22 protein-coding genes and 4 tRNA genes are annotated in these 22020 nt (G+C 46.3%); 5 read left to right on the top strand and 21 right to left on the bottom strand.

Annotated features, from left to right (window positions below):
• Positions 1-57: 57 nt before the first annotated feature.
• Entirely contained in the window at positions 58-633 is a 576-nt protein-coding gene (rpoE, locus tag ACKPVM_RS17850; RefSeq protein WP_409311146.1) for an RNA polymerase sigma factor RpoE, read from the bottom strand.
• Between the two features lie 353 nt (positions 634-986).
• On the opposite strand from rpoE, the gene nadB reads away from it, so the two are divergent.
• The gene (gene nadB, locus ACKPVM_RS17845) at positions 987-2588 is read left to right on the top strand and encodes an L-aspartate oxidase (protein ID WP_409311145.1); all 1602 of its coding nucleotides are present in this window, start codon (positions 987-989) and stop codon (positions 2586-2588) included.
• Positions 2589-2700: 112 nt separating this feature from the next.
• Here nadB and trmN read toward each other — a convergent pair whose 3' ends face one another.
• Positions 2701-3447 carry a tRNA(1)(Val) (adenine(37)-N(6))-methyltransferase TrmN gene (gene trmN / locus ACKPVM_RS17840; RefSeq protein ID WP_409311144.1) on the bottom strand — a complete coding sequence of 249 codons (747 nt, stop codon included), beginning with the start codon at positions 3445-3447 and terminating at the stop codon, positions 2701-2703.
• A 133-nt stretch (positions 3448-3580) separates the two neighbouring features.
• On the opposite strand from trmN, the gene srmB reads away from it, so the two are divergent.
• A complete protein-coding gene (srmB, locus tag ACKPVM_RS17835) occupies positions 3581-4912 on the top strand; it encodes an ATP-dependent RNA helicase SrmB (protein ID WP_409311143.1) in 1332 nt (443 codons plus the stop codon).
• Between the two features lie 206 nt (positions 4913-5118).
• On the opposite strand, the gene rplS is transcribed toward srmB, so the two are convergent.
• The 5 genes from rplS to ffh all read right to left on the bottom strand — a co-directional run bounded on the left by rplS (position 5119) and on the right by ffh (position 8659).
• Positions 5119-5466 (bottom strand): 50S ribosomal protein L19, encoded by a 348-nt coding sequence (rplS, locus tag ACKPVM_RS17830; RefSeq protein ID WP_409311142.1) that lies wholly within the window; start codon positions 5464-5466, stop codon positions 5119-5121.
• 62 nt (positions 5467-5528) lie between these two features.
• Positions 5529-6284: a tRNA (guanosine(37)-N1)-methyltransferase TrmD gene (gene trmD / locus ACKPVM_RS17825; protein ID WP_409311167.1), complete on the bottom strand. Its 756-nt coding sequence runs from the start codon at positions 6282-6284 to the stop codon at positions 5529-5531.
• 38 nt (positions 6285-6322) lie between these two features.
• On the bottom strand, positions 6323-6871 hold the full coding sequence (gene rimM / locus ACKPVM_RS17820) for a ribosome maturation factor RimM (RefSeq protein ID WP_409311141.1): 549 nt from the start codon (positions 6869-6871) through the stop codon (positions 6323-6325).
• A gap of 18 nt (positions 6872-6889) precedes the next feature.
• Entirely contained in the window at positions 6890-7138 is a 249-nt protein-coding gene (gene rpsP / locus ACKPVM_RS17815) for a 30S ribosomal protein S16 (protein WP_005182026.1), read from the bottom strand.
• A gap of 159 nt (positions 7139-7297) precedes the next feature.
• The gene (ffh, locus tag ACKPVM_RS17810; protein ID WP_409311140.1) at positions 7298-8659 is read right to left on the bottom strand and encodes a signal recognition particle protein; all 1362 of its coding nucleotides are present in this window, start codon (positions 8657-8659) and stop codon (positions 7298-7300) included.
• A gap of 169 nt (positions 8660-8828) precedes the next feature.
• Between ffh and ACKPVM_RS17805 the strand changes: the two genes are divergently transcribed.
• Entirely contained in the window at positions 8829-9623 is a 795-nt protein-coding gene (locus tag ACKPVM_RS17805; RefSeq protein ID WP_409311139.1) for a cytochrome C assembly family protein, read from the top strand.
• 95 nt (positions 9624-9718) lie between these two features.
• On the opposite strand, the gene luxS is transcribed toward ACKPVM_RS17805, so the two are convergent.
• From luxS to ACKPVM_RS17735, 14 genes are all read right to left on the bottom strand, one after another.
• The gene (gene luxS, locus ACKPVM_RS17800; protein WP_409311138.1) at positions 9719-10234 is read right to left on the bottom strand and encodes an S-ribosylhomocysteine lyase; all 516 of its coding nucleotides are present in this window, start codon (positions 10232-10234) and stop codon (positions 9719-9721) included.
• A gap of 154 nt (positions 10235-10388) precedes the next feature.
• A complete protein-coding gene (gene gshA, locus ACKPVM_RS17795; RefSeq protein WP_409311137.1) occupies positions 10389-11942 on the bottom strand; it encodes a glutamate--cysteine ligase in 1554 nt (517 codons plus the stop codon).
• A gap of 78 nt (positions 11943-12020) precedes the next feature.
• Positions 12021-12449: a YqaA family protein gene (locus tag ACKPVM_RS17790; protein WP_409311136.1), complete on the bottom strand. Its 429-nt coding sequence runs from the start codon at positions 12447-12449 to the stop codon at positions 12021-12023.
• Positions 12446-13012 carry a fructose-1-phosphate/6-phosphogluconate phosphatase gene (gene yqaB / locus ACKPVM_RS17785; protein WP_409311166.1) on the bottom strand — a complete coding sequence of 189 codons (567 nt, stop codon included), beginning with the start codon at positions 13010-13012 and terminating at the stop codon, positions 12446-12448. The genes ACKPVM_RS17790 and yqaB overlap by 4 nt, the downstream gene beginning before the upstream one ends.
• A 285-nt stretch (positions 13013-13297) precedes the next feature.
• Positions 13298-13374 (bottom strand) — tRNA-Arg (locus tag ACKPVM_RS17780).
• Positions 13375-13444: 70 nt separating this feature from the next.
• Positions 13445-13521, bottom strand: a tRNA-Arg gene (locus tag ACKPVM_RS17775).
• A gap of 55 nt (positions 13522-13576) precedes the next feature.
• A tRNA-Arg gene (locus ACKPVM_RS17770) sits at positions 13577-13653 on the bottom strand.
• Between the two features lie 6 nt (positions 13654-13659).
• Positions 13660-13752: transfer RNA gene (locus tag ACKPVM_RS17765), tRNA-Ser, on the bottom strand.
• 298 nt (positions 13753-14050) lie between these two features.
• Positions 14051-14236 carry a carbon storage regulator CsrA gene (gene csrA / locus ACKPVM_RS17760; RefSeq protein WP_113868615.1) on the bottom strand — a complete coding sequence of 62 codons (186 nt, stop codon included), beginning with the start codon at positions 14234-14236 and terminating at the stop codon, positions 14051-14053.
• 316 nt (positions 14237-14552) lie between these two features.
• Positions 14553-17183 carry an alanine--tRNA ligase gene (gene alaS / locus ACKPVM_RS17755; RefSeq protein ID WP_409311135.1) on the bottom strand — a complete coding sequence of 877 codons (2631 nt, stop codon included), beginning with the start codon at positions 17181-17183 and terminating at the stop codon, positions 14553-14555.
• 138 nt (positions 17184-17321) lie between these two features.
• The gene (recX, locus tag ACKPVM_RS17750; RefSeq protein WP_409311134.1) at positions 17322-17810 is read right to left on the bottom strand and encodes a recombination regulator RecX; all 489 of its coding nucleotides are present in this window, start codon (positions 17808-17810) and stop codon (positions 17322-17324) included.
• 38 nt (positions 17811-17848) lie between these two features.
• The gene (recA, locus tag ACKPVM_RS17745) at positions 17849-18919 is read right to left on the bottom strand and encodes a recombinase RecA (RefSeq protein ID WP_409311133.1); all 1071 of its coding nucleotides are present in this window, start codon (positions 18917-18919) and stop codon (positions 17849-17851) included.
• Positions 18920-19023: 104 nt separating this feature from the next.
• Complete coding sequence (gene pncC / locus ACKPVM_RS17740; protein ID WP_409311132.1) at positions 19024-19518, bottom strand: nicotinamide-nucleotide amidase; 495 nt, start codon at positions 19516-19518, stop codon at positions 19024-19026.
• Between the two features lie 209 nt (positions 19519-19727).
• A complete protein-coding gene (locus ACKPVM_RS17735) occupies positions 19728-20063 on the bottom strand; it encodes a PM0253 family protein (RefSeq protein WP_409311131.1) in 336 nt (111 codons plus the stop codon).
• Positions 20064-20505: 442 nt separating this feature from the next.
• Between ACKPVM_RS17735 and ACKPVM_RS17730 the strand changes: the two genes are divergently transcribed.
• Positions 20506-20997, top strand: coding sequence for an SRPBCC family protein (locus tag ACKPVM_RS17730; RefSeq protein ID WP_409311130.1), 492 nt, complete (start codon positions 20506-20508; stop codon positions 20995-20997).
• 75 nt (positions 20998-21072) lie between these two features.
• Positions 21073-21747, top strand: a complete 675-nt coding sequence (locus ACKPVM_RS17725; protein WP_409311129.1) for a MarC family NAAT transporter — start codon at positions 21073-21075, stop codon at positions 21745-21747.
• The last annotated feature ends 273 nt before the right edge of the window (positions 21748-22020 follow it).

Here is a 22020-nt window from a genome sequence, read left to right as displayed (position 1 = left end):
ACCGACACCCTTACCTTGTCAAATCCATCATTAATCATGCGAAGAGCTGAAAAAGCGCTAGCGCTGAATAAGCGGTTGTACTTTATTATCAATTGCTTCCCTTGCCCGAAAGATCCGAGAACGAACAGTACCAACGGGACAATCCATAATCACCGCGATCTCTTCGTAGCTCAATCCATCTAATTCACGAAGCGTAATAGCCAATCGTAAGTCTTCCGGTAAAGATTCAATCGTGCGAAAAACAATGCTGCGTAATTCCTCTGACAACATTAAATTCTCAGGGTTCGAAATTTCTTTCAATGCCCCCGCATTTTCATAATTTTCAGCATCATTGGCATCAATGTCACTGGATGGGGGGCGCCGCCCTTGAGCGACCAGATAGTTTTTCGCCGTATTAACGGCAATACGATACAGCCATGTATAGAAAGCACTATCGCCACGGAAAGATTCCAACGCACGATAAGCTTTGATAAACGCCTCCTGAACCACATCAGGGACATCCCCTTGAGGCACATAACGCGACACCAAACTCGCCACTTTATGCTGGTAACGAACGACCAACAAATTAAACGATTTTTGATCGCCTTTCTGGACCCGTTCGACCAGTACCTGATCTGCCAGCTGCTCACTCATCCGAGGTAATATCTCCTCAAACTGTTCTCCACACGTAAAATAATACTGCCAGCCATATTAAGTTATACCAGAGCAAGCTCTAGCTTAGAGCGAGAGCCCGACATAAAGTTCCTGTAATCTTTTTTGTTTTTTCTTCTACACCTGTCTCATATCAAGACCGAAACACCCTATTTTCTGCGGTTATCAGGGGCAGATATCGGTGATCATACGATAATTTACTGGCATTCGCACGATGGCTGACACGCTACAGCCCCGTATTTATACATCTTTACAGGCGAGAAAAATCAATACATGAATAAATAATTGGGTGCTAACATCCATTTTCCACTTCTTTTTGTAGCAATGGCTCTCACATGCACCCGACTATAGAACATTCCTGTGATGTATTAATCGTCGGCAGCGGCGCTGCCGGGCTTTCTCTTGCCTTGCGTCTTGCTGCTCAGGCAAACGTTACCGTTATCAGTAAAGGTCCGCTGAACGAGGGAGCAACGTTTTATGCTCAGGGTGGAATTGCGGCGGTTTTTGATGAAACCGACAGTATTGACTCCCACATTGAAGACACGCTCATCGCGGGTGATGGCTTATGCGAACGTGAAGCCGTCGAATTCATCGCCAGCAATGCTAAACACTGCGTACAGTGGCTCATCGAACAGGGCGTATTGTTTGATACAGAAACCAGCACCAGTGGGGAAGAACGTTATCACCTTACCCGCGAAGGTGGACACAGCCACCGCCGGATACTGCACGCTGCCGATGCAACCGGAAAAGAAGTTGAAAATACATTAGTAAGCCAGGCATTAGCACATCCCAATATTCGCATTATGGAACGTTGTAACGCCGTTGACCTGATCACTTCCAATAAATTGGGTCTGTCAGGAACACGACGTATCGTCGGTGCCTACATATGGAACCGTGAGCGGGAAATGGTAGAATCCTGCCGGGCAAAAACCGTGGTTTTAGCAACTGGTGGGGCTTCCAAAGTCTATCAGTACACCACAAACCCAGATATTTCATCTGGCGACGGTATTGCAATGGCCTGGCGTGCCGGATGCCGAGTGGCTAATCTCGAGTTCAACCAATTTCACCCGACCTGTTTATTCCACCCTCAGGCACGTAATTTTTTGCTGACAGAAGCGTTACGTGGCGAAGGTGCTTATCTGAAACGTCCTGACGGTACACGCTTTATGCCGGATTTCGACTCCAGAGGAGAACTGGCACCTCGTGACGTCGTTGCAAGGGCGATCGACCATGAAATGAAGCGTCTTGGTGCAGACTGTATGTATCTGGATATCAGTCACAAACCGGCTGAGTTCATTAAACAACACTTTCCGACTATTTATGAGAAATTGCTCTCACTCGGTATTGATTTGACCCGCGAAGCTATTCCCATTGTTCCGGCCGCGCACTATACCTGTGGCGGCGTGATGGTTGATCAACATGGTCGGACTGATCTTGATGGCCTGTATGCTATCGGCGAAGTTAGCTATACCGGGCTGCACGGAGCCAACCGGATGGCATCAAATTCATTATTGGAATGCTTGGTTTATGGCTGGTCAGCAGCAGAGGATATTCTGCAAAGGTTGCCGCAGATAACCCCCGTAAAAAAACTCCCTGAATGGGATGAAAGCCAGGTGGATAACTCGGATGAACAGGTTGTCATTCAGCATAACTGGCATGAATTACGTCTGTTCATGTGGGATTACGTTGGAATTGTTCGCACAACGAAACGGTTAGAACGTGCATTAAGGCGCATCGTCATGCTGCAACAGGAAATCGATGAGTACTACGCACATTTCCGTATATCAAATAACTTGTTGGAGTTACGTAATCTGGTTCAGGTGGCTGAACTCATTGTTCGTTGCGCACTAGCCAGGAAAGAAAGCCGTGGATTACATTACACGCTGGATTACCCAGAACAATTCGATACACCACAACCAACTATCCTACACCCATAGGTACCGCTAAAATCGTCACATAAACGGGTACCAACCTGAACACGGCGCTAAGGTTTTTCAACGCACCTAACGCCGTGTGCTCTCGCCAACTCATCTTATTAACCCGATTTCATTACATAAAGAGATAAAAATCTTTCGTCAGTTTTTGAAAATCAAACGAGTAACGGTTGTCCTTATCACGGATCACTAAGCGTTGTGTCAAACATGCCCCTGATTGCCGAGATAACGCCAGCAATACACGATTCACGGGTCGTGACTCAGATTCAGTAACTGCACAATATTGATGAACAAACCAACCTAGCTCATGCGCTAACGGTATAAACTCACTGGCAACTTGCGCAGGCAACACAACGCAAAATGTCCCATCTGGTGTCATCAGTTGTTGTGCACAATGGAGCAACACGTCATGCGTCAGCGTTGTGGTATAGCGAGCCTGGCTACGAGATAGGCTCCCACAAGCGACCCCAGGAGAAAAATAAGGCGGATTACTGACTATCAGTGAATAGCGATTTTCTGTGGTCACCGTAAAACGAGCAATATCATCAGCATAAACGCGCATACGTCCAGCCCAGGGAGATGCCGCGATGTTATCTAAGGCCTGTTGGCTTGCTACCACATCGAATTCAACCGCGTCAATATTGGTATCCCGATCGGTACGCTGAGCCAGCATCAGAGCAATCAAGCCTGAACCACTGCCAATATCCAGGATCCGACGCACATTAGATATCGTCGCCCATGCCCCTAGCAAGATGCCGTCGGTTCCAACTTTCATTGCACAGCGATCGTGAGCAACAAAAAACTGTTTAAAGGTAAACCCATCCCGACGTAATGTCAGTTTACTATCAGATTGGTAACTCATTAATGACGCTTCCAGACATAAACAGCGGTAGCATAAGTGAATCCTCAATACAGGAAAAGCACTGTTGTCTGTTTAAACAGGTGAAGAACCCGGCTAATACGTCTATAATCGGCGCCCCAAACAGAGGTAGACCATGACTGCAACCACTTTTTCCGAGCTTGATCTTGATGACAGCCTGCTAGACGCACTGCGCGATATGGGCTACGAACGCCCCACCGCGATCCAATTAGCCGCCATTCCCCCCGCAATGGATGGGCGTGATGTGCTGGGTTCCGCACCAACAGGGACGGGTAAAACGGCAGCCTACCTATTGCCGGTTTTGCAGCATCTTTTAGATTTCCCTCGTAAAAAATCAGGGCCGCCTCGCGTTTTAATCTTGACGCCAACACGTGAGCTTGCCATGCAGGTTGCTGAACAAGCACGGATCATGGCGGCGCATACGCACCTCGATATTGCCACGATTACCGGTGGCGTTGCATACATGAATCACGCTGAAGTTTTCAGTGAAAACCAGGATGTGGTTGTCGCAACAACAGGACGTTTACTGCAATACATAAAAGAAGAAAACTTTGATTGCCGTGCAGTTGAGACCCTGATTCTGGATGAAGCTGACAGAATGCTGGATATGGGGTTCGCACAGGATATCGAACACATTGCAGGCGAAACGCGTTGGCGTAAACAGACGTTATTATTTTCCGCCACGCTGGAAGGCGATGCGATTAAAGATTTTGCCGAACGCCTGTTAAACGATCCTGTTGAAGTTGAAGCCGATCCTTCACGCCGTGAACGTAAAAAAATTCTGCAATGGTATTATCGAGCTGATGATATCAAACACAAAACAGCCCTACTTTGCCATCAGCTAAAGCAGCCAGATGTAACACGTTCAATCGTCTTTGTACGTAAACGCGAACGTGTTCACGAACTTGTTGCCTGGTTACGAGAAGCCGGTATTCAGTCCTGTTACCTCGAAGGTGAAATGGTACAAGCTAAGCGTAACGAGGCCATCAAACGGATGAGTGATGGTCGGGTAAACGTGTTGGTTGCAACTGATGTGGCTGCACGTGGTATCGACATAAACGATATTAGCCATGTTTTTAACTTTGATTTGCCACGCACGGCTGATACCTACCTGCACCGTATCGGACGGACCGGTCGTGCGGGGCGTAAAGGCTGCGCAATATCGTTCGTCGAAGCGCACGATCATCTATTACTGGGTAAGATATTCCGTTATTTAAATGAGCCGCTCAAACCCCGAGTTATTGATGAGTTGCGCCCGGTTACAAAAGCACCAAACGCCAAAGCAACGGGAAAACCCTCCAAGAAAGTGCTCGCTAAACGGCAAGAGAAAAAAGAGCAGGAGAAAGAAAAAGCGAAAATAAGGGTGAAAGTGCGTCACCGTGATAGTAAAAATATTGGTAAACGACGCCAGCCAGCTAACAAAACGGATGACAAAGCCAGCGAGTAACGTTGCGGATATGGGATTAAAACGTACCGTTCGTTGCTAGGAATAAAGACAGCAAAGGAATGTGTTACTTACTGCCGGTCACTCATGTGTCCGGCATTTTTGTCTCTGGCCCCCTAGCTAGGTTGTGAGCTAGAGACAAAAAAAGGTCTAGCGCTTGGCTAGACCTTTGATAACTAAACACTTTCGGATGTTGCGAAAGCGCGCTATTAGTTAAGACGCTCTTTGATACGGGCAGACTTACCAGTGCGTTCACGCAGGTAGTACAATTTGGCTTTACGTACGGCACCACGACGTTTAACAGTGATACTGTCAACAACAGGAGAATGCGTTTGGAAAACACGTTCTACGCCTTCGCCGTTAGAAATTTTGCGAACAGTGAATGCAGAATGCAGACCGCGGTTACGAATAGCAATAACCACGCCCTCGAATGCCTGCAGACGTTTCTTAGTACCTTCAACAACCCATACCTTCACTTCTACGGTATCACCCGGACGAAATGCAGGTACGTCCTGCTTCATCTGCTCTTGTTCAATTTGCTTAATAATGTTGCTCATAATATGTCTCTTACCCTAGGTAAACTGATATTTGGGATTGTTCGGCGCACCAAAACTCCCCCCTAATACTCTCGTTGCTCAGACTGATATTCTCGTTGGAACTCAGTCAGCAACCTTGCTTGCTCGTCAGTCAGAGCTAGGCTTTTCAGAAGTTCAGGTCTTCTAAGCCAGGTTCGGCCCAGCGACTGCTTCAAACGCCAGCGACGAATCTCAGCATGATTTCCTGACAGCAAAACTGCCGGGACATCCATGCCTGCCAACACCTCGGGACGAGTAAAATGTGGACAATCCAACAACCCATCAGCAAAAGAATCTTCTTCTGCTGAAGCCTGATGTCCCAGTACACCCGGTATAAAACGGGCAACGGAGTCAATCAGGGTCATCGCTGGCAGTTCCCCACCGCTGAGTACGTAATCCCCTATCGACCATTCTTCATCGATTTCGGTTTTAATTACGCGCTCATCAATCCCCTCATACCGCCCACAAACCAGAATCATCTTCTGATTGGTGGCGAGTTGACGTACGCCTTGCTGATCTAATTTACGGCCCTGAGGTGATAAATAAATCACTCTCGCGCCTTCGCCTGCCGCTTCTTTTGCTGCGTGGATAGCATCCCGTAAGGGTTGCACCATCATCAGCATTCCGGGGCCGCCGCCATACGGGCGATCGTCCACGGTGCGATGCCGATCGTAAGTGAAATCACGAGGACTCCAATACTGTACGCTCAGCAGGCCATTTTTAACTGCCCGGCCAGTGACTCCGTAATCAGTAATTGCGCGGAACATCTCTGGAAACAGGCTAATCACCCCAATCCACATCTTTTCGTTCCACTTAGTACTACTGGTCAGATCAGAGTTCAAAAACCAGGATCCCAATCTACTTCAATCAGTTGAGCAGAAAGGTCAACATGCTTGACAACCTGTTCAGTAAGGAACGGAACCAACCGCTCCTTGACCCCAAATGCATCTTTCAGGTTAGCCTTTATCACCATCACATCGTTTGAACCGGTTTCCATCATGTCGATGACTTTGCCCAGTTGATAACCCGTTGAGGTCACGACCTGACAGCCGATAAGGTCTTTCCAATAATAATCACCTTCATCCAGTTCAGGCAGTTGCGCCGAATCTACGATAATTTCGCAATTAGTCAGTAAATTAGCCGCATCCCGATCGTCAACGTCTTTAACTTTGATGATCAGATCCTGATTATGGTGCTTCCAGCTCTCAATTTCGACAAACTGCCAGCCACCTTTTGTCTGGATAAACCAAGGTTGATAATCAAAAATGCTTTCGGCATCTTCGGTGGATGAAAACACTCTGAGCCAACCACGAATGCCATAAGTCGATCCCATTTTCCCCAATACAATAGGGTTAACAGGCGCTTTCGGACCAAGTTGTTTGCTCATGACCACCATCACCACAGATTATGCTGCTTTTTTAGCGTCTTTGATCAGCGCAGATACGCGATCAGAAACTGTTGCACCCAAACCGACCCAATGTTCAATGCGGTCCAGATCCAGACGCAGTGCTTCGGCCTGACCAGCTGCGATCGGGTTAAAGAAGCCTACGCGTTCAATGAAGCGACCATCACGCGCATTGCGGCTATCGGTCACGACAACTTGATAAAACGGGCGTTTTTTAGCGCCGCCACGTGCCAAACGAATTGTTACCATAACATCCTCTTTAGTGAATAAAACAACCGGGCCCCATCGAGGAACGGGGCCCAGTATGTCATATAAAAAGCCCCAAAATTTTACTCATTTTGACGCCAAAAGCAATCTAAAGCGTAAAACGAGCGTGAGACTTTATTAGTCGTGACCAGATTATCACGCTTAACGTCCCGGGAATCCGGGTGGCATCATCCCTTTCATACTGCGCATCATCTTCGCCAAACCACCACTCTTCATCTTTTTCATCATGCGCTGCATATCATCAAACTGTTTTAAAAGGCGGTTAACATCCTGAACCTGCATGCCCGATCCGGTCGCAATACGCCGTTTCCGGGAACCTTTAATAATCTCAGGTTTTGCTCGTTCCTGATGCGTCATCGAATTGATGATCGCCTCCATACGAACCAATACTTTATCGTCCATCTGAGATTTTACATTGTCAGGCAATTGCCCCATGCCCGGCATTTTACTCATCATGCTGGCCATGCCGCCCATGTTCCGCATCTGCTTGAGCTGATCCAGGAAATCCGTCAAATCAAACCCATCACCTTTCTTGAGCTTATTTGCCAGCTTTTCAGCCTGAGTACGATCGACCTTACTTTCAATATCCTCAATCAAGGAGAGAACATCACCCATTCCGAGGATACGAGAGGCAACGCGTTCAGGATAGAAAGGTTCCAGCGCTTCGGTTTTTTCACCAACGCCGAGGAATTTAATCGGTTTACCCGTAATATGACGGATAGACAACGCAGCACCGCCACGCGCATCACCGTCAATTTTAGTCAGCACCACCCCCGTTAACGGCAGTGCTTCATTAAACGCTTTTGCCGTATTTGCCGCATCCTGACCCGTCATAGCATCAACGACAAACAGGGTTTCCACCGGATTGATCGCCGCATGAATCTGCTTAATCTCATCCATCATGGCGTCATCGACATGAAGGCGACCAGCAGTATCGACTAATAACACATCATAGAATTTAAGTTTGGCGTGCTGTAGCGCCCGACTAACAATGTCGAGCGGCTTTTCCTGCACGGTCGACGCAAAGAAATCAACCCCAATCCCTTCGGCCAACGTTTCCAGCTGTTTAATCGCCGCAGGGCGATAAACGTCCGCAGAAACAACCAATACCTTTTTTTTCTGTTTTTCTTTAAGGAACTTCCCTAGTTTACCAACGCTGGTGGTTTTACCCGCACCTTGTAAACCAGCCATCAGAACTACCGCTGGCGGTTGCGCGGCCAGATTTAACTCCGCATTACTCTCTCCCATCGCACTGATGAGTTCATTTTTGACAATTTTGACGAATTCTTGGCCTGGCGTCAGGCTCTTATTAACTTCATGACCTACGGCACGTTCTTTGACACGATTAATAAAATCGCGAACCACCGGTAAGGCAACATCAGCTTCCAACAACGCCATGCGGACTTCACGTAACGTTTCTTTAATATTGTCTTCAGTCAACCGCCCACGGCCACTGATATTGCGCAATGTGCGCGATAGTCGATCGGTTAAATTTTCAAACATGTCTTATGCTCAACGTGTGACAAGCCGCCAGTGCGACGCGAATAGCTCGATTATAACATGAAAGTGCCAGCGATCTCTGTGACTCAGATGGAGAACAGTTGGTCCCCAGTGAGACTAACGCTATACTGACCTTTCATTTTACTTCGCTGATATTTAATAACCTATTTGTATGTCTGTTTTCGCTCTTGTGGCGCTGGGCGCCTACACACTTAGCCTTGGACTGATTATCCCCAGTCTGCTACGCAAGAACAGTGCATATCGTCGGCTGGCAATACTCTCGGCCAGCGTTGCGCTTGCCTGTCATGCAATCGCGCTTTATCAGCGGATTTTTGACGTTCAAACGGGCCAAAATCTGAGCCTGTTAAATATCGGTTCGCTCGTCAGCCTCATCATTTGTACTGTGATGACGATTGTTGCCTCGCGTAACCGCGGCTGGTTCTTGCTCCCTATCGTTTATACCTTTGCCTTAATCAATCTGGCGTTTGCCAGTTTTATGCCCGGTGAATCCATCACTCATCTGGAAGCAACGCCAGGATTGATGATTCATATTGGTCTGGCGCTGTTTTCTTATGCAACATTGCTCATCGCTGCGCTTTATGCGCTACAGCTTGCCTGGCTCGATTATCTGCTAAAAAATAAAAAACTTGGGTTTGCTGCAGATATGCCGCCATTAATGGGCATAGAACGAAAAATGTTTCACATCACTCAGGTAGGCGTCATTCTGTTAACCCTGACGCTTTGTACCGGGCTATATTACATGGATGATCTGATCGGTAACAAAGAGAACCTGCATAAAGCCGTATTTTCTCTGTTTGCCTGGTTCATCTATATTCTGTTGCTCTGGGGACATTATCATGAAGGCTGGCGCGGGCGTCGGGTTGTCTGGTTTAGCCTGCTAGGTGCGCTACTATTGACGTTGTCCTATTTCGGCAGCCGAGTCATCCAGAATTTTGTCGCGACCTAATCCCACAGAAAACACATTCACAAAATAGACATACAAAAAAGAGAGCCAACATGAGGCTCTCTTTTACTTTGGATGACTAGTGCAATAAGTCTTTACTAAATATGTAATTCTGCCAGCTTATCCTTTGGCAGAGCCAAATCGTCATTCTGGTTGATACCAATATCATGATCCAGAATGTGCTGCGCAATTTCCTGAGCTTCAGTCAGAGAATGCATCTCATAAGTTCCGCATTGATATTCATTCAGTTCAGGAATTTTCCGCTGGTCAGTCACTTTCAGGACATCCGCCATTGCCGCCTTCCAGGCATCGGCCACACGCTGTTCCTCTGGCGTACCAATTAAACTCATATAGAAACCAGTACGACATCCCATCGGAGAAATATCAATGATTTCGACACCGTCGCCATTCAGATGATTACGCATGAACCCCGCAAACAGGTGTTCCAGCGTGTGAATACCCCGCTCAGGCATCACCTCAAGGTTAGGGCGACAAAAACGTAGGTCAAAAACAGTGATATTATCGCCATGAGGGGTTTTCATGGTTTTCGCAACCCGAACAGCAGGCGCTGCCATACGGGTATGATCTACAGTAAAGCTATCTAGTAACGGCATAACGCCACCTCCTCATAGAAAAATTTTATTTTTTCTCATTTCTGGGAAACTTTTCTTCTTCGTGCGAGTCTGAGTTACTGAAAGACGCGCATTTATTATCATCATCCCTTATTAGAGATGTTTATTTGGCCACAGTTTCTGTGGCCTTTTCTTTTTACTGCGCAGCAAGATAGGCTTCAAAACTCAGTGTATCTTCCGCTTCAATCTGCCGCTGACGAAGCCATGAGCGTTCACACTCCGCACTCAGTTGTTCTTCCGTCAACACTTGCAATGGTTCATCACGTAACATTTTGCGATATTCATCTGCGAGATGAAGACCAACACTACTACTGCCTTCTTGCTTCATCATAGCAAGCAATCGTCCAGAGAATGTACTTTCTGGATCTTCAAAACCAGTAACTAACTCATCGCAAACTTGCTGATAATAAGGTTGTTCGCGCCCCTCATCCAACACCTCAGCAACACGACGCAAATCAGCAAACAATGATTTGCCTACATCAGCAATAGGTTGTTGTGCCGTATCACATCCCATACCAACAGTCTGTCCCGGCTTACGCCCTTCCAGTATCACTCGATTCCAATTTTTGCGCGTACACGCTAATTCATCAGCGCTCATTTCTGGTGCATCAGCCAGCGCACACCAGATCAGGAACAAATCAAGGAATCGAACCTGGCTACCACTGACACCAGTTGGCGAGAATGGATTAATATCCAGCGACCTCACTTCAATATACTCAATGCCGCCACGCAGAAGCGCATCGGAGGGCGATTCCCCAGCCCGAGTCACCCTTTTTGGCCTGATAGGGGCATAGAGTTCATTTTCAATCTGCAATACATTGGTGTTCAGTTGTAGATATCGCCCCTCTTTTTTCACACCAATTTGAGCATACTCTTCAGAAGGCGTTTTTATTGCGCGTTTCAACGCAGCGACATAGGTATCCAAATGATTAAACGTAATACCAAGATTACTTTGTGATTTATTGGTATAACCTAAATCGCTCAACCGAAGCGAGGTTGCATACGGTAGGTAACACATTCCCTTATCCGTGCGTTCAAAAGGAAGTGCGGTTTCACGACCTTGCAGGAAAGACGAACAAATAGCGGGCGAAGCCCCAAACAGATAAGGAATAATCCAGCCAAATCGATAGTAATTACGGATTAGGCGAAAATACCCCGCTGATATCTCAATTTTTCCACTATCAGCATCTTTGACACCAGACTTAGCCTGCCAAAACGCAAGCGGTAGCGAAAAATTGTAATGCACACCGGAGATGGTTTGCATCAGTGCACCGTAACGATTTTTCAACCCCTCACGATACAGTGTCTTAAATCGACCAATGTTAGAAGTACCATATTGCGCTAATTCAATATCCTGCTCAGCGGCAATAAAGCACGGCATACTTAATGGCCACATGCGCTCATCATCCAGATTTCGGGATACATGGCGATGAATGTCTCGCAAAAAACTCAGCAAATGGTCAACATCTTGATCAACCGGTGTAATGAATTCCAGTAGTGACTCTGCAAAGTCCGTCGTAATCCATGGATGTGTTAACGCCGAGCCTAACTGCTCGGGATGACCTGTCGTAGCAAGGTGTCCATTCGCCAATACGCGCAACGTTTCGCGCTCAATTCCACGCTGGATACCGTTCACAGCATGTGGATGCTTTTCCAGCCAAGAAAGCGCAGTTGATATGTCCGGGATCAAATCGACCTCCCGTTGTTAAAATGTAATGTTTATAAGCATAATTGAAACGAGGTGACACTCACCAGCCACGACCCGCGACTAATGCCACCATGCAATACCTTGTAAAGTTACCCCTGTCAGGATGATATAGCGCAGCGCTTTCCCAATACCGATGAAAACGGCCGCACGAACCCAAGGCATACGTAACCAACCCGCCAATACACACAATAAATCGCCAACTACCGGAACCCAACTAAATAATAACGCAGCGAGGCCATAGCGCTGTAACCAACGTACCGCTATCGCGTGTCCTGTCTGCTGTTTTAGTTGAGGCAGTAAGCGCCCTATAATAATGTTTGTTACCCCTCCCAGGGTATTTCCCACCGTTGCAACAATAATTAGCAAGATGGGGCTGACATTGCCAGAAAGCAAGAGTGTAACCAGCAACACTTCTGAACTTCCTGGTAGCAATGTCGCACTCAGTAAGCTGCTCCAGAAAAGAGTGAATACAGCCCAGAACTCAGTCACCGTTTACGGACATCGACTACAGCCATGTTTGCACGCTTAGCAGCCTCAATACCATAATCAGCATCTTCAAACACAACACAATGTTCTGGTGCTACCGAGATAAGCTCAGCGCAACGTAAAAACGTGTCGGGGAACGGCTTATGATTGATAACATCGTCAGCACCAACAATCGCATCAAAATAACCATGTAACCCAAGATGCTGTAACAGCATGTCAGCCATACCATGAGTGCTACCAGTCCCGATAGCCATAGGACGACGCCCGTGATAATGCTTGACCACATCAATTAACGGTAGCGCGGTCACCGTGTCCAACAGCATTTCCTGCACAATCGCCGTTTTTTCATCGGCTAATTTATGCGGATCCATATCCACCTGGTGACGCTCAATAATAAACTGGGCGGTACGCCAGGTCGGAGAACCATTCAACGCAGTCATGACAGCCGCTTCATATTTCATACCATATTTAGCCAGCACCTGATGCCATGCTTTATGGTGTGTCGGTTCGGTATCGAGTAAGGTGCCGTCCATATCAAAGATCAAGCCTTGATAACGATCGTACATCATGTACTCCATGCTTACAGAAAAAAGAGGCTTACTTTATCGCAAAGTAAAAACGTTGTCGCTCACTCAATAACCACATAATAATCAGGCCATTATTTCAATCAAAATAGAGTGATGTGACTTTACGAAGCGTAATACTAAGAACAATAGGCAGGACGGCCAGGCCACATGAACGAAAAGCAGACGACAATATGCACAAACAGTAATGTACTACGGAAGAAGAAAGCAAACGGAACAAATGGCTATACGCCGGTTCAAGGCAATGACGATTATCCGTACGAGATATGGTGCATCCGGGAGGATTCGAACCTCCGACCGCTCGGTTCGTAGCCGAGTACTCTATCCAGCTGAGCTACGGATGCATATAGAAAGGAGAAGCTTTTGATTGGTATAAAAGAAAATCTGCTATGAGATCAATAGAAATGCTAACAATGGTGCATCCGGGAGGATTCGAACCTCCGACCGCTCGGTTCGTAGCCGAGTACTCTATCCAGCTGAGCTACGGATGCATAATATTTTCTACTTCAACACAAACAGCAATTACCAACATAGTCGCCATTTAAATGGTGCATCCGGGAGGATTCGAACCTCCGACCGCTCGGTTCGTAGCCGAGTACTCTATCCAGCTGAGCTACGGATGCATTAAATGGCGGTGAGGGAGGGATTCGAACCCTCGATGCAGCTTTTGACCGCATACTCCCTTAGCAGGGGAGCGCCTTCAGCCTCTCGGCCACCTCACCATGCATTACCTGTAATCACATCGAAAATTTTCTACTTGTGTTCACCGGTACTGCGTGGCGCACATATTACTTTCCCGGACTTATAAGTCAAACAATTTTTCCCAAGTTAAGTTTGTTTGTGCAATTCGCATCCAAGACGGGCGAATTCACGACAAAAAGTGCATTTTATCAGCAGGAAAACAGATGGTTATCCTACAATCAGGACAATGCTCAAAAAGGAAAAAGATATTAATCAGAGGAAGAAAAAGAAAATGCGAGGAAAACAATAGCGTCTCGTTTCTGCGAGACGCATTGCCAATCAATACGAGGACGGCTGAGATTTCTCTGCCTGAATTCGTTGATAGATCTCTTCTCGGTGGACAGAAACCTCTTTAGGCGCATTAACACCAATGCGCACCTGATTGCCTTTTACCCCTAGTACAGTAACCGTTACCTCATCGCCAATCATGAGGGTTTCGCCAACTCGACGAGTCAAAATAAGCATTCTTTGCTCCTTGAAAGATTATAAAGAGTCGGGTCTCTCTGTCTCCCCGTCATTATCCATCATGTGCCGTGAAAACGTAAACCTAGACGATGGTATAACTCCATCATCGCACTCCTAGTTGTCGCTACTTGTTAGTTTAGTCGATATAAGTAGCTTGTGCCTTTGTTATCGCAACAAGACACTTGAGCATATTCAGCTTCAGGATCTCCAAAGCGACATACCGTTCATCTTGCTTGACAGATATCCTTCCTGCAAGACAAAAACGCCATAACCCATATTCAGCTATGGCGTTTTGTTGGACAACGCGAATATTAACTTACAGTTTGCCAGCAACCCAGGATTCAATACTGGCTAAAGCGGCAGGCAATGCAACCACATCAGAACCACCAGCCTGAGCCATATCCGGGCGACCGCCGCCCTTGCCGCCAACCTGCTGGGCAACAAATCCAATTAACTCACCAGCTTTCACTCGATCAGTTAAATCCTTTGTGACACCAGAAATCAAGCTAACTTTCCCCTCAGCCGTGGTGGCCAAAACAATAATGGCTGACCCTAGTTGATTCTTCAGATCATCCACCATGGTTCGTAGTAACTTAGCTTCTACATTATCCAATTGAGTAACTAGCAGTTTAGTGCCATTAATATCTTTTGCCTTGCCAGAGAGAGAAGAACTTTCTTGCGCAGCCTGCTGGGCTTTCAATTGTTGAAGTTCCTTTTCCAAAGCCCGAGTACGGTCAAGTACAGAGCGGACTTTGTCACTCAGATTATTGCTATCACCTTTCAGAAGGTGCGCAATATCCTGCAAAACGTCACTTTGATGATGCAACACGGACAACGCGTTTTCACCTGTTACAGCTTCGATTCGGCGCACGCCAGCGGCAGTTCCCGATTCAGAACTGATCTGAAACAAACCGATATCGCCCGTATGGCGAGCGTGAGTACCACCACACAACTCGATCGAGAAATCGCCCATTGTCAATACACGAACCTGCTCGTCATATTTTTCGCCAAACAGAGCCATCGCCCCCTTAGCTTTCGCATCCGCAATCGCCATCACATTCGTTTGCACCGCATGGTTACGACGAATTTGAGCATTGACAATATCTTCCACCTGACGAATTTGTTCAGGTTTCATTGCTTCAGTGTGAGAGAAATCAAAACGCAGATAGCTGTCATTAACCAACGAACCTTTCTGTGCGACATGTTCACCCAAAACCTGACGTAACGCCGCATGCAACAAATGTGTTGCAGAATGATTCAAACGGATACGATCACGACGCGCCTCATCAACAATGGCATCAATACTGTCGTTAACACGCAACGATCCTTGAACCAGCTTACCGATATGGCCGATAGCCTGACCATACTTCTGGGTATCCTGCACATCGAAGCGAGCATTAGTGGTGCCAATTAATTCCCCTTTATCACCAACTTGCCCACCAGACTCACTATAAAACGGTGTCTCATTCAAAATAACGACAGCGTCTTCACCCGCCTCAATCTGTTCGACAGCTTTGCCATCATGGTACAGCGCGATAACCGTGGATTGCTGGCGAGTTTGTTCATAACCCCGAAAAGGTGTTATTGCATCAACACGGACAAGACTGTTGTAATCGACACCAAATCCACTCGCCTCGCGCGCGCGCTGGCGCTGAGCTTCCATCGCTTGCTCAAATCCATTCTCATCGACCTTCAGACCACGCTCACGGCATACATCAGCGGTTAAATCGATAGGGAAACCATAAGTGTCATAGAGTTTAAATGCCGTTTCACCATCCAGCGTATCGCCAGACAACTTGCTGATTTCATCATCCAGCAATGACAGTCCACGCTCCAGTGTACGAGCGAATTGCTCTTCTTCCGTTTTGAGCGCTTGTTCAACCATCGACTGCTGCTTTTTCAACTCAGTCGCCGCTGAGCCCATAACCTCAATCAACGGCGCAACCAATTTGTAAAAGAATGTCTCTGTCGCTCCCAGCATATTGCCATGACGCACTGCACGACGAATGATACGGCGCAGAACATAGCCACGGTTTTCATTGGAAGGCGTCACGCCATCAGCAATCAGGAAAGCACAAGAGCGGATGTGGTCAGCGATAACACGTAGCGACTTATTATCCAAGTCCGTCGTCCCTACCGCTTTTGCGGCAGCAGCAATCAACGTCTTAAATAAATCAATTTCATAGTTTGAATTGACGTGCTGCAACACGGCAGATACACGTTCTAAGCCCATACCGGTATCAACAGAGGGTTTAGGTAATGGCACCATTGAACCATCAGCCTGGCGATTGAACTGCATGAAAACCAGATTCCAGATCTCAATATAGCGATCGCCATCTTCATCAGGACTGCCCGGAGGCCCCCCCGCTATATGTGCGCCGTGATCGTAAAAAATCTCGCTACATGGGCCACAAGGACCGGTTTCGCCCATCTGCCAGAAATTATCTGACTCATAGGCGCCACCTTTGTTGTCGCCAATGCGAATAATACGCTCTGGTGGAACACCAATTTCATTAGCCCAGATACCATAAGCTTCGTCATCGGTCGCATAAACCGTTACCCACAATTTCTCTTTTGGCAGGCTAAACCATTCTGGTGATGTCAACAGCTCCCATGCGTAATGAATGGCATTCTGCTTGAAATAATCGCCAAAACTGAAATTTCCTAACATCTCAAAGAAGGTATGATGACGCGCAGTGTAGCCAACGTTTTCCAAATCGTTATGCTTACCACCTGCACGCACACAACGCTGTGACGTCGTTGCTCTCAGGTAGTTGCGTTTATCCAGTCCCAAAAATACATCCTTGAACTGGTTCATACCTGCGTTGGTGAATAGCAAAGTTGGATCGTTATTCGGCACCAGGGAGCTACTTTCAACAACCTGATGACCCTTACCGTGGAAAAAATCGAGAAACGCCTGACGGATCTCAGCGGTGCTCTTGCTCATAATTGTCCTGGAATCAAGCTAGAAGAACAGATCGCGGGCAAGGTTAGTGCAGCATGCTGACGCTACCGTGCAACTCACGAACAAAAAAAGTGGGAATAAGATAAATTTTCTTCGATGGGAAGTAAAATCCCGTATGCATCAATCTGAAAAATTCGCATAAACAGATTGGATTTCTTCATGGAAAAAACCACGATATAGCAAATATCGCTGTAGTTTTACCTTTTCTTTCCACTCAACGGGTAGAGGATACCCGAATTTTCGCTCTGCGATCGACTTAGCCAGTTCACACCAGTCAATATCACTTTCATCAAAAGCGGTAGAGATCGTTTCCTTATCGATACCCTTTTGGCTCAATTCTGCTCGGATACGCTGTGAACCATACCCTTTACGGCTACGACTTCGGATATAACGACAAGCAAAACGCCCATCGTCCAACCAGCCATGTTCCGTACAGTAGAGAATGACAGACTCAATTTCCTCAGCGGAAACGTTTTTCTTTACATCGTTGAGCGCGCCATCAGTTCTTTCCGGTTGATAAAGATACGCCGCAAGTTTGCGGCGTATCTCGAATTCACTGTGATCGCGAACAGCAAGCACATTCATAGCATAACGTAGCGGTTTACTCATTCACAAACCTGGCAAAAATTTATGCTATACCCTGAACATCAAAACTCTTCACGACCTTCCTCTGCTACGCTTTCATCGTAGCTCTCACCCGTCGCGACAGGCGAAAGATCGCTACCTTTATGCAATAACATCTCACGCAGTTTTTTATCCAACTCATTTGCAATAGCTGGATTTTCTTTCAGGTAATTACAGGCATTCGCCTTCCCTTGCCCAATTTTATCGCCATTGTAACTGTACCAGGCACCAGCTTTTTCAATCAGCTTATGCTTAACCCCGAGATCAACCAACTCACCATGAATATTGATCCCCTCACCATACAGGATTTGGAACTCAGCCTGTTTAAACGGGGCGGCCACTTTGTTTTTAACCACCTTGACACGAGTCTCACTACCCACAACTTCCTCGCCCTCTTTAATTGCACCGATACGGCGAATATCCAAGCGCACGGATGCATAGAATTTCAATGCGTTACCGCCAGTTGTGGTTTCAGGATTACCAAACATAACCCCGATCTTCATGCGAATCTGGTTAATAAAAATCAGTAGCGTATTAGCTTGTTTCAGATTCCCCGCCAATTTACGCATTGCCTGACTCATCATGCGAGCAGCGAGCCCCATGTGTGAGTCGCCGATTTCGCCTTCTATTTCAGCTTTCGGCGTCAAGGCCGCAACGGAGTCGACAATAATGACATCGACCGCGCCGGAACGGGTCAGCGCATCACAGATTTCCAACGCCTGCTCACCGGTATCAGGCTGAGAACACAGCAAATTATCAATATCTACACCAAGTTTCTTAGCGTAAATGGGGTCCAATGCGTGCTCTGCATCGATAAATGCACATGTTTTACCTTCACGCTGAGCTGCCGCGATAACCTGTAAAGTCAGTGTCGTTTTACCAGAGGATTCTGGACCATAAATTTCAACAATACGGCCCATCGGCAAGCCGCCTGCCCCCAATGCGATATCCAAAGACAGGGAACCGGTAGAAATTGTTTCAACATCCATTGAGCGGTCTTCGCCCAAACGCATGATAGAACCTTTACCAAACTGCTTTTCGATCTGACCCAGAGCTGCCGCCAGAGCCTTTTGTTTGTTCTCATCAATAGCCATTTCTACTCCTGTCATGCAGCGTAAAGCGTTCTCTACGCAGTCGCTTAATCATGGATTGCCGAATAATTACTGACATTATACTGTATGTGCATACAGCATCAAGATTATTTTTTCAAAAAATCATCTAACAATGTTTGTAAGGCAAAATGTACCGATTGCAACCGTACATCATTCCTACCACCGCGAAATAACATTTTACGAGTAACGGTAGATCCCTGTTTATCGGTAAAACCAAACCAGACCGTTCCGACCGGCTTTTCATCGGAGCCACCATCAGGCCCAGCGATACCACTGATCGAAACAGCAAAATCCGCTCCGGCAGCGTTTAAGGCTCCTACAGCCATTTCCTCAACGACCTCGGCACTCACCGCACCATAAAGAGAAAGCGTATCTTCATTGACACGTACCAGATTTTGCTTGGCCTGATTGCTATAAGTCACGAAACCATAATCAAACCAGCTCGAACTTCCTGAAATATCAGTGATCGCCTTTGCTAGCCATCCACCAGTACAAGACTCCGCACAGGTGACCTTTGCACCACTCGCTTTGAGCCGCTCGCCGACCAGACTACTTAACCGTGAAATATCAGTTTCCGTCATTGCCGTATCATCTTAATCAGTGGGGAAAGGACAAGGGTACCACTTTTCTTTATAAAAGCGGTTTTATGCACTGATGTGCGAAACACATTACAAAAAAAGGCGCTATGTTACATAAAATAAATAGCGTCTCTGAATGCCGCTTCAGATAAACGCACATGCAGCCAGAAACGCAAGAGTGGATGAGTTAGAGGATCTCAAATAATGAAAGGTCACATACAGCCAGCACAACTGGTACAACGCCAATCTTGTTGATTCACAGCCTGATAAAAGTAGCGAAAATAGCACTCTTCTATCGGAATCTGATTCAACTCAAAACAATCGGCAAGCCATTCTATATTGGCTAAAATCCAATCATCTTCATCAAGTCCATCACGATATAATTCATCTTCGGGATCAATAACTGAATAAATCCCCATCGTTCCCATATGATTTTCTTGATATTTTTCAGGAAGCGTGAAGTCTTGTTCTTTATAGGAAATAAGCCAATGACCGTGACAAAGCAAATTCCCATTGCGACTCCACCTAGCGTGAAACGGATTATTCATATTGATAGGTCACCAGGACAACAATGTTGAATAAAAAATATCATGAAACACCAAATGCGTAAACAACAACACTGGGAATAAAAGCATTTATCGTAATTAAATCAAGAGATAATATGTATAAATTGCCAGCATACTTTATGGGTAGGGTGCGTTTTTACTAAATCAAACACCATTCAATACCCAGGTCCTTTGAGATAAATTTATTTAGGATATATATTTATATAATTCAATATTAAAATCATAAATAATATTTTATCGCACTAACAATCAAACGCAATAACCGATAGTACCCCATATCACCTAATTAAAAAGTCAGATGAGTTGGCATCGGTCATTCCGTTACCTAAAACGACGCATATTCTTACTTTGCTTCATCATCAATATCAGTCAGAATGTCCCCGAGACGCCCGTTTGGGCCAAGAATTTATAGGGAGAATGTCTGGTGCGCCCCTCTTTTCTAAAAAACATTGGTATTAAAAGCGAAAAAGACTCAGATGAACTTCGCAGTTGCATCACAATTCATCGTCCTGCTGAAACGCTGTTTGATCTGTGGAGAAAACCAGAAACATTGCCAGTCCTGATGAACCATTTTGCAACTATCGACATCCTTAATTATACCGATTCACTGTGGCGGGTGAACACGCCCTTCGGTGCGCTTATCGAATGGCGAGCTCGCATCGTTGATGAGAAAAAAGGTGTGTATATACACTGGCGTTCTCTTGAAGGTGCGCGAATTCCCAATGAAGGTCGGCTATCATTTAGAGCTTCGCCTACAGGTCATGGTACTGAAGTGACCTTGACAATCCGTTTTGATCCGCCAGGGGGATTACTGGGGAGAAAAATTAGCCAGATGTTCGATGTTCTATCGAAAGACATGCTGACAAAAACGCTGCAACGGTTTAAAAATCTGGCTGAAAATGACGTAAACAGTTAACGGAAATACTGCCTTTTCTGAGCAAAAAGGCAGGATATAGCACTATTTTTCACATGATCGTTCACTGGAGGTTAAATGCTGGAATTGATTCAAGCTATTGGCGTTGGCATCGTTCTTATTCTGCCGCTAGCGAACCCCCTCACAACCATTGCCGTGTTTCTGGGATTAAGTGGAGACATGAGTCAGGGCGAGAAAAATCGACAAATATTTCAGACCTCGTTATACGTTTTCATCATTATGACCGTCGCCTTTTACGGCGGTCAGCTAGTTATGAATACCTTTGGCATATCCATCCCCGGTTTACGGATCGCTGGCGGCTTAATCGTAGCATTTATTGGTTTCCGGATGCTTTTCCCGCAACAAAAACCTGAACATATACCCGAAGTGAAAAGCAAAACTGATGAAATCAACAATAGCCGTGTCACCAACAATGTGAATATCGCTTTCGTCCCTCTGGCGATGCCCAGTACCGCAGGCCCCGGCACCATTGCGCTTATCATCAGTACCGCGTCACAAATCAAAAGTGGTGTCGATGTTACGCCATGGGTCGTCGCCGTTGCCCCCGTCCTTACGTTTATCGCAGTGAGTTTTATCTTGTGGTTAACGCTAAAAAGCTCTCACCTGATCATTAAACTGGTCGGCAAGGGAGGCATCGAAGCAATTTCTCGCCTTATGGGCTTTCTGCTGGTGTGCATGGGCGTTCAATTTGTCATCAATGGCACGTTAGAGATAGTGAAAACTTATCATTAAGGGTGACATCCATTATTTATTATCAGCCCAATAACTAACAAATTTTGAGTTGTTTTTAATAGCGACACTACCCGAATAGCACGACAGTCAGGTTAATATTTATTTCCTATTACAATAGAGTGAGTACAGCCAGCGCGTAGTCAACTTGAAGTATGACGGATATATTTCAATATATGACTCACATAAACACTTATTGACAATTCATAGACCACCGCGCTACTAACGATAAAAAAAATCCCGCACGAAGCGGGAAAGGTCATTCTAATGACAGGG

Origin of the sequence: Pectobacterium hainanensis (genome assembly GCF_046237015.1) — a bacterium.
GTDB lineage: Bacteria > Pseudomonadota > Gammaproteobacteria > Enterobacterales > Enterobacteriaceae > JBJYIN01.
Note: the sequence above shows the minus strand (reverse complement) of the source record. Positions and strands in the feature narration are given on the sequence as shown.

What these genes read in the sequence shown, in the direction of transcription:
- rpoE (WP_409311146.1), bottom strand. Translation starts at nt 633, where the DNA reads ATGAGTGAGCAGCTGGCAGATCAGGTACTGGTCGAACGGGTCCAGAAA.
- nadB (WP_409311145.1), top strand. Translation starts at nt 987, where the DNA reads ATGCACCCGACTATAGAACATTCCTGTGATGTATTAATCGTCGGCAGC.
- trmN (WP_409311144.1), bottom strand. Translation starts at nt 3,447, where the DNA reads ATGAGTTACCAATCTGATAGTAAACTGACATTACGTCGGGATGGGTTT.
- srmB (WP_409311143.1), top strand. Translation starts at nt 3,581, where the DNA reads ATGACTGCAACCACTTTTTCCGAGCTTGATCTTGATGACAGCCTGCTA.
- rplS (WP_409311142.1), bottom strand. Translation starts at nt 5,466, where the DNA reads ATGAGCAACATTATTAAGCAAATTGAACAAGAGCAGATGAAGCAGGAC.
- trmD (WP_409311167.1), bottom strand. Translation starts at nt 6,284, where the DNA reads ATGTGGATTGGGGTGATTAGCCTGTTTCCAGAGATGTTCCGCGCAATT.
- rimM (WP_409311141.1), bottom strand. Translation starts at nt 6,871, where the DNA reads ATGAGCAAACAACTTGGTCCGAAAGCGCCTGTTAACCCTATTGTATTG.
- rpsP (WP_005182026.1), bottom strand. Translation starts at nt 7,138, where the DNA reads ATGGTAACAATTCGTTTGGCACGTGGCGGCGCTAAAAAACGCCCGTTT.
- ffh (WP_409311140.1), bottom strand. Translation starts at nt 8,659, where the DNA reads ATGTTTGAAAATTTAACCGATCGACTATCGCGCACATTGCGCAATATC.
- ACKPVM_RS17805 (WP_409311139.1), top strand. Translation starts at nt 8,829, where the DNA reads ATGTCTGTTTTCGCTCTTGTGGCGCTGGGCGCCTACACACTTAGCCTT.
- luxS (WP_409311138.1), bottom strand. Translation starts at nt 10,234, where the DNA reads ATGCCGTTACTAGATAGCTTTACTGTAGATCATACCCGTATGGCAGCG.
- yqaB (WP_409311166.1), bottom strand. Translation starts at nt 13,012, where the DNA reads ATGTACGATCGTTATCAAGGCTTGATCTTTGATATGGACGGCACCTTA.
- csrA (WP_113868615.1), bottom strand. Translation starts at nt 14,236, where the DNA reads ATGCTTATTTTGACTCGTCGAGTTGGCGAAACCCTCATGATTGGCGAT.
- alaS (WP_409311135.1), bottom strand. Translation starts at nt 17,183, where the DNA reads ATGAGCAAGAGCACCGCTGAGATCCGTCAGGCGTTTCTCGATTTTTTC.
- recX (WP_409311134.1), bottom strand. Translation starts at nt 17,810, where the DNA reads ATGAGTAAACCGCTACGTTATGCTATGAATGTGCTTGCTGTTCGCGAT.
- recA (WP_409311133.1), bottom strand. Translation starts at nt 18,919, where the DNA reads ATGGCTATTGATGAGAACAAACAAAAGGCTCTGGCGGCAGCTCTGGGT.
- pncC (WP_409311132.1), bottom strand. Translation starts at nt 19,518, where the DNA reads ATGACGGAAACTGATATTTCACGGTTAAGTAGTCTGGTCGGCGAGCGG.
- ACKPVM_RS17735 (WP_409311131.1), bottom strand. Translation starts at nt 20,063, where the DNA reads ATGAATAATCCGTTTCACGCTAGGTGGAGTCGCAATGGGAATTTGCTT.
- ACKPVM_RS17725 (WP_409311129.1), top strand. Translation starts at nt 21,073, where the DNA reads ATGCTGGAATTGATTCAAGCTATTGGCGTTGGCATCGTTCTTATTCTG.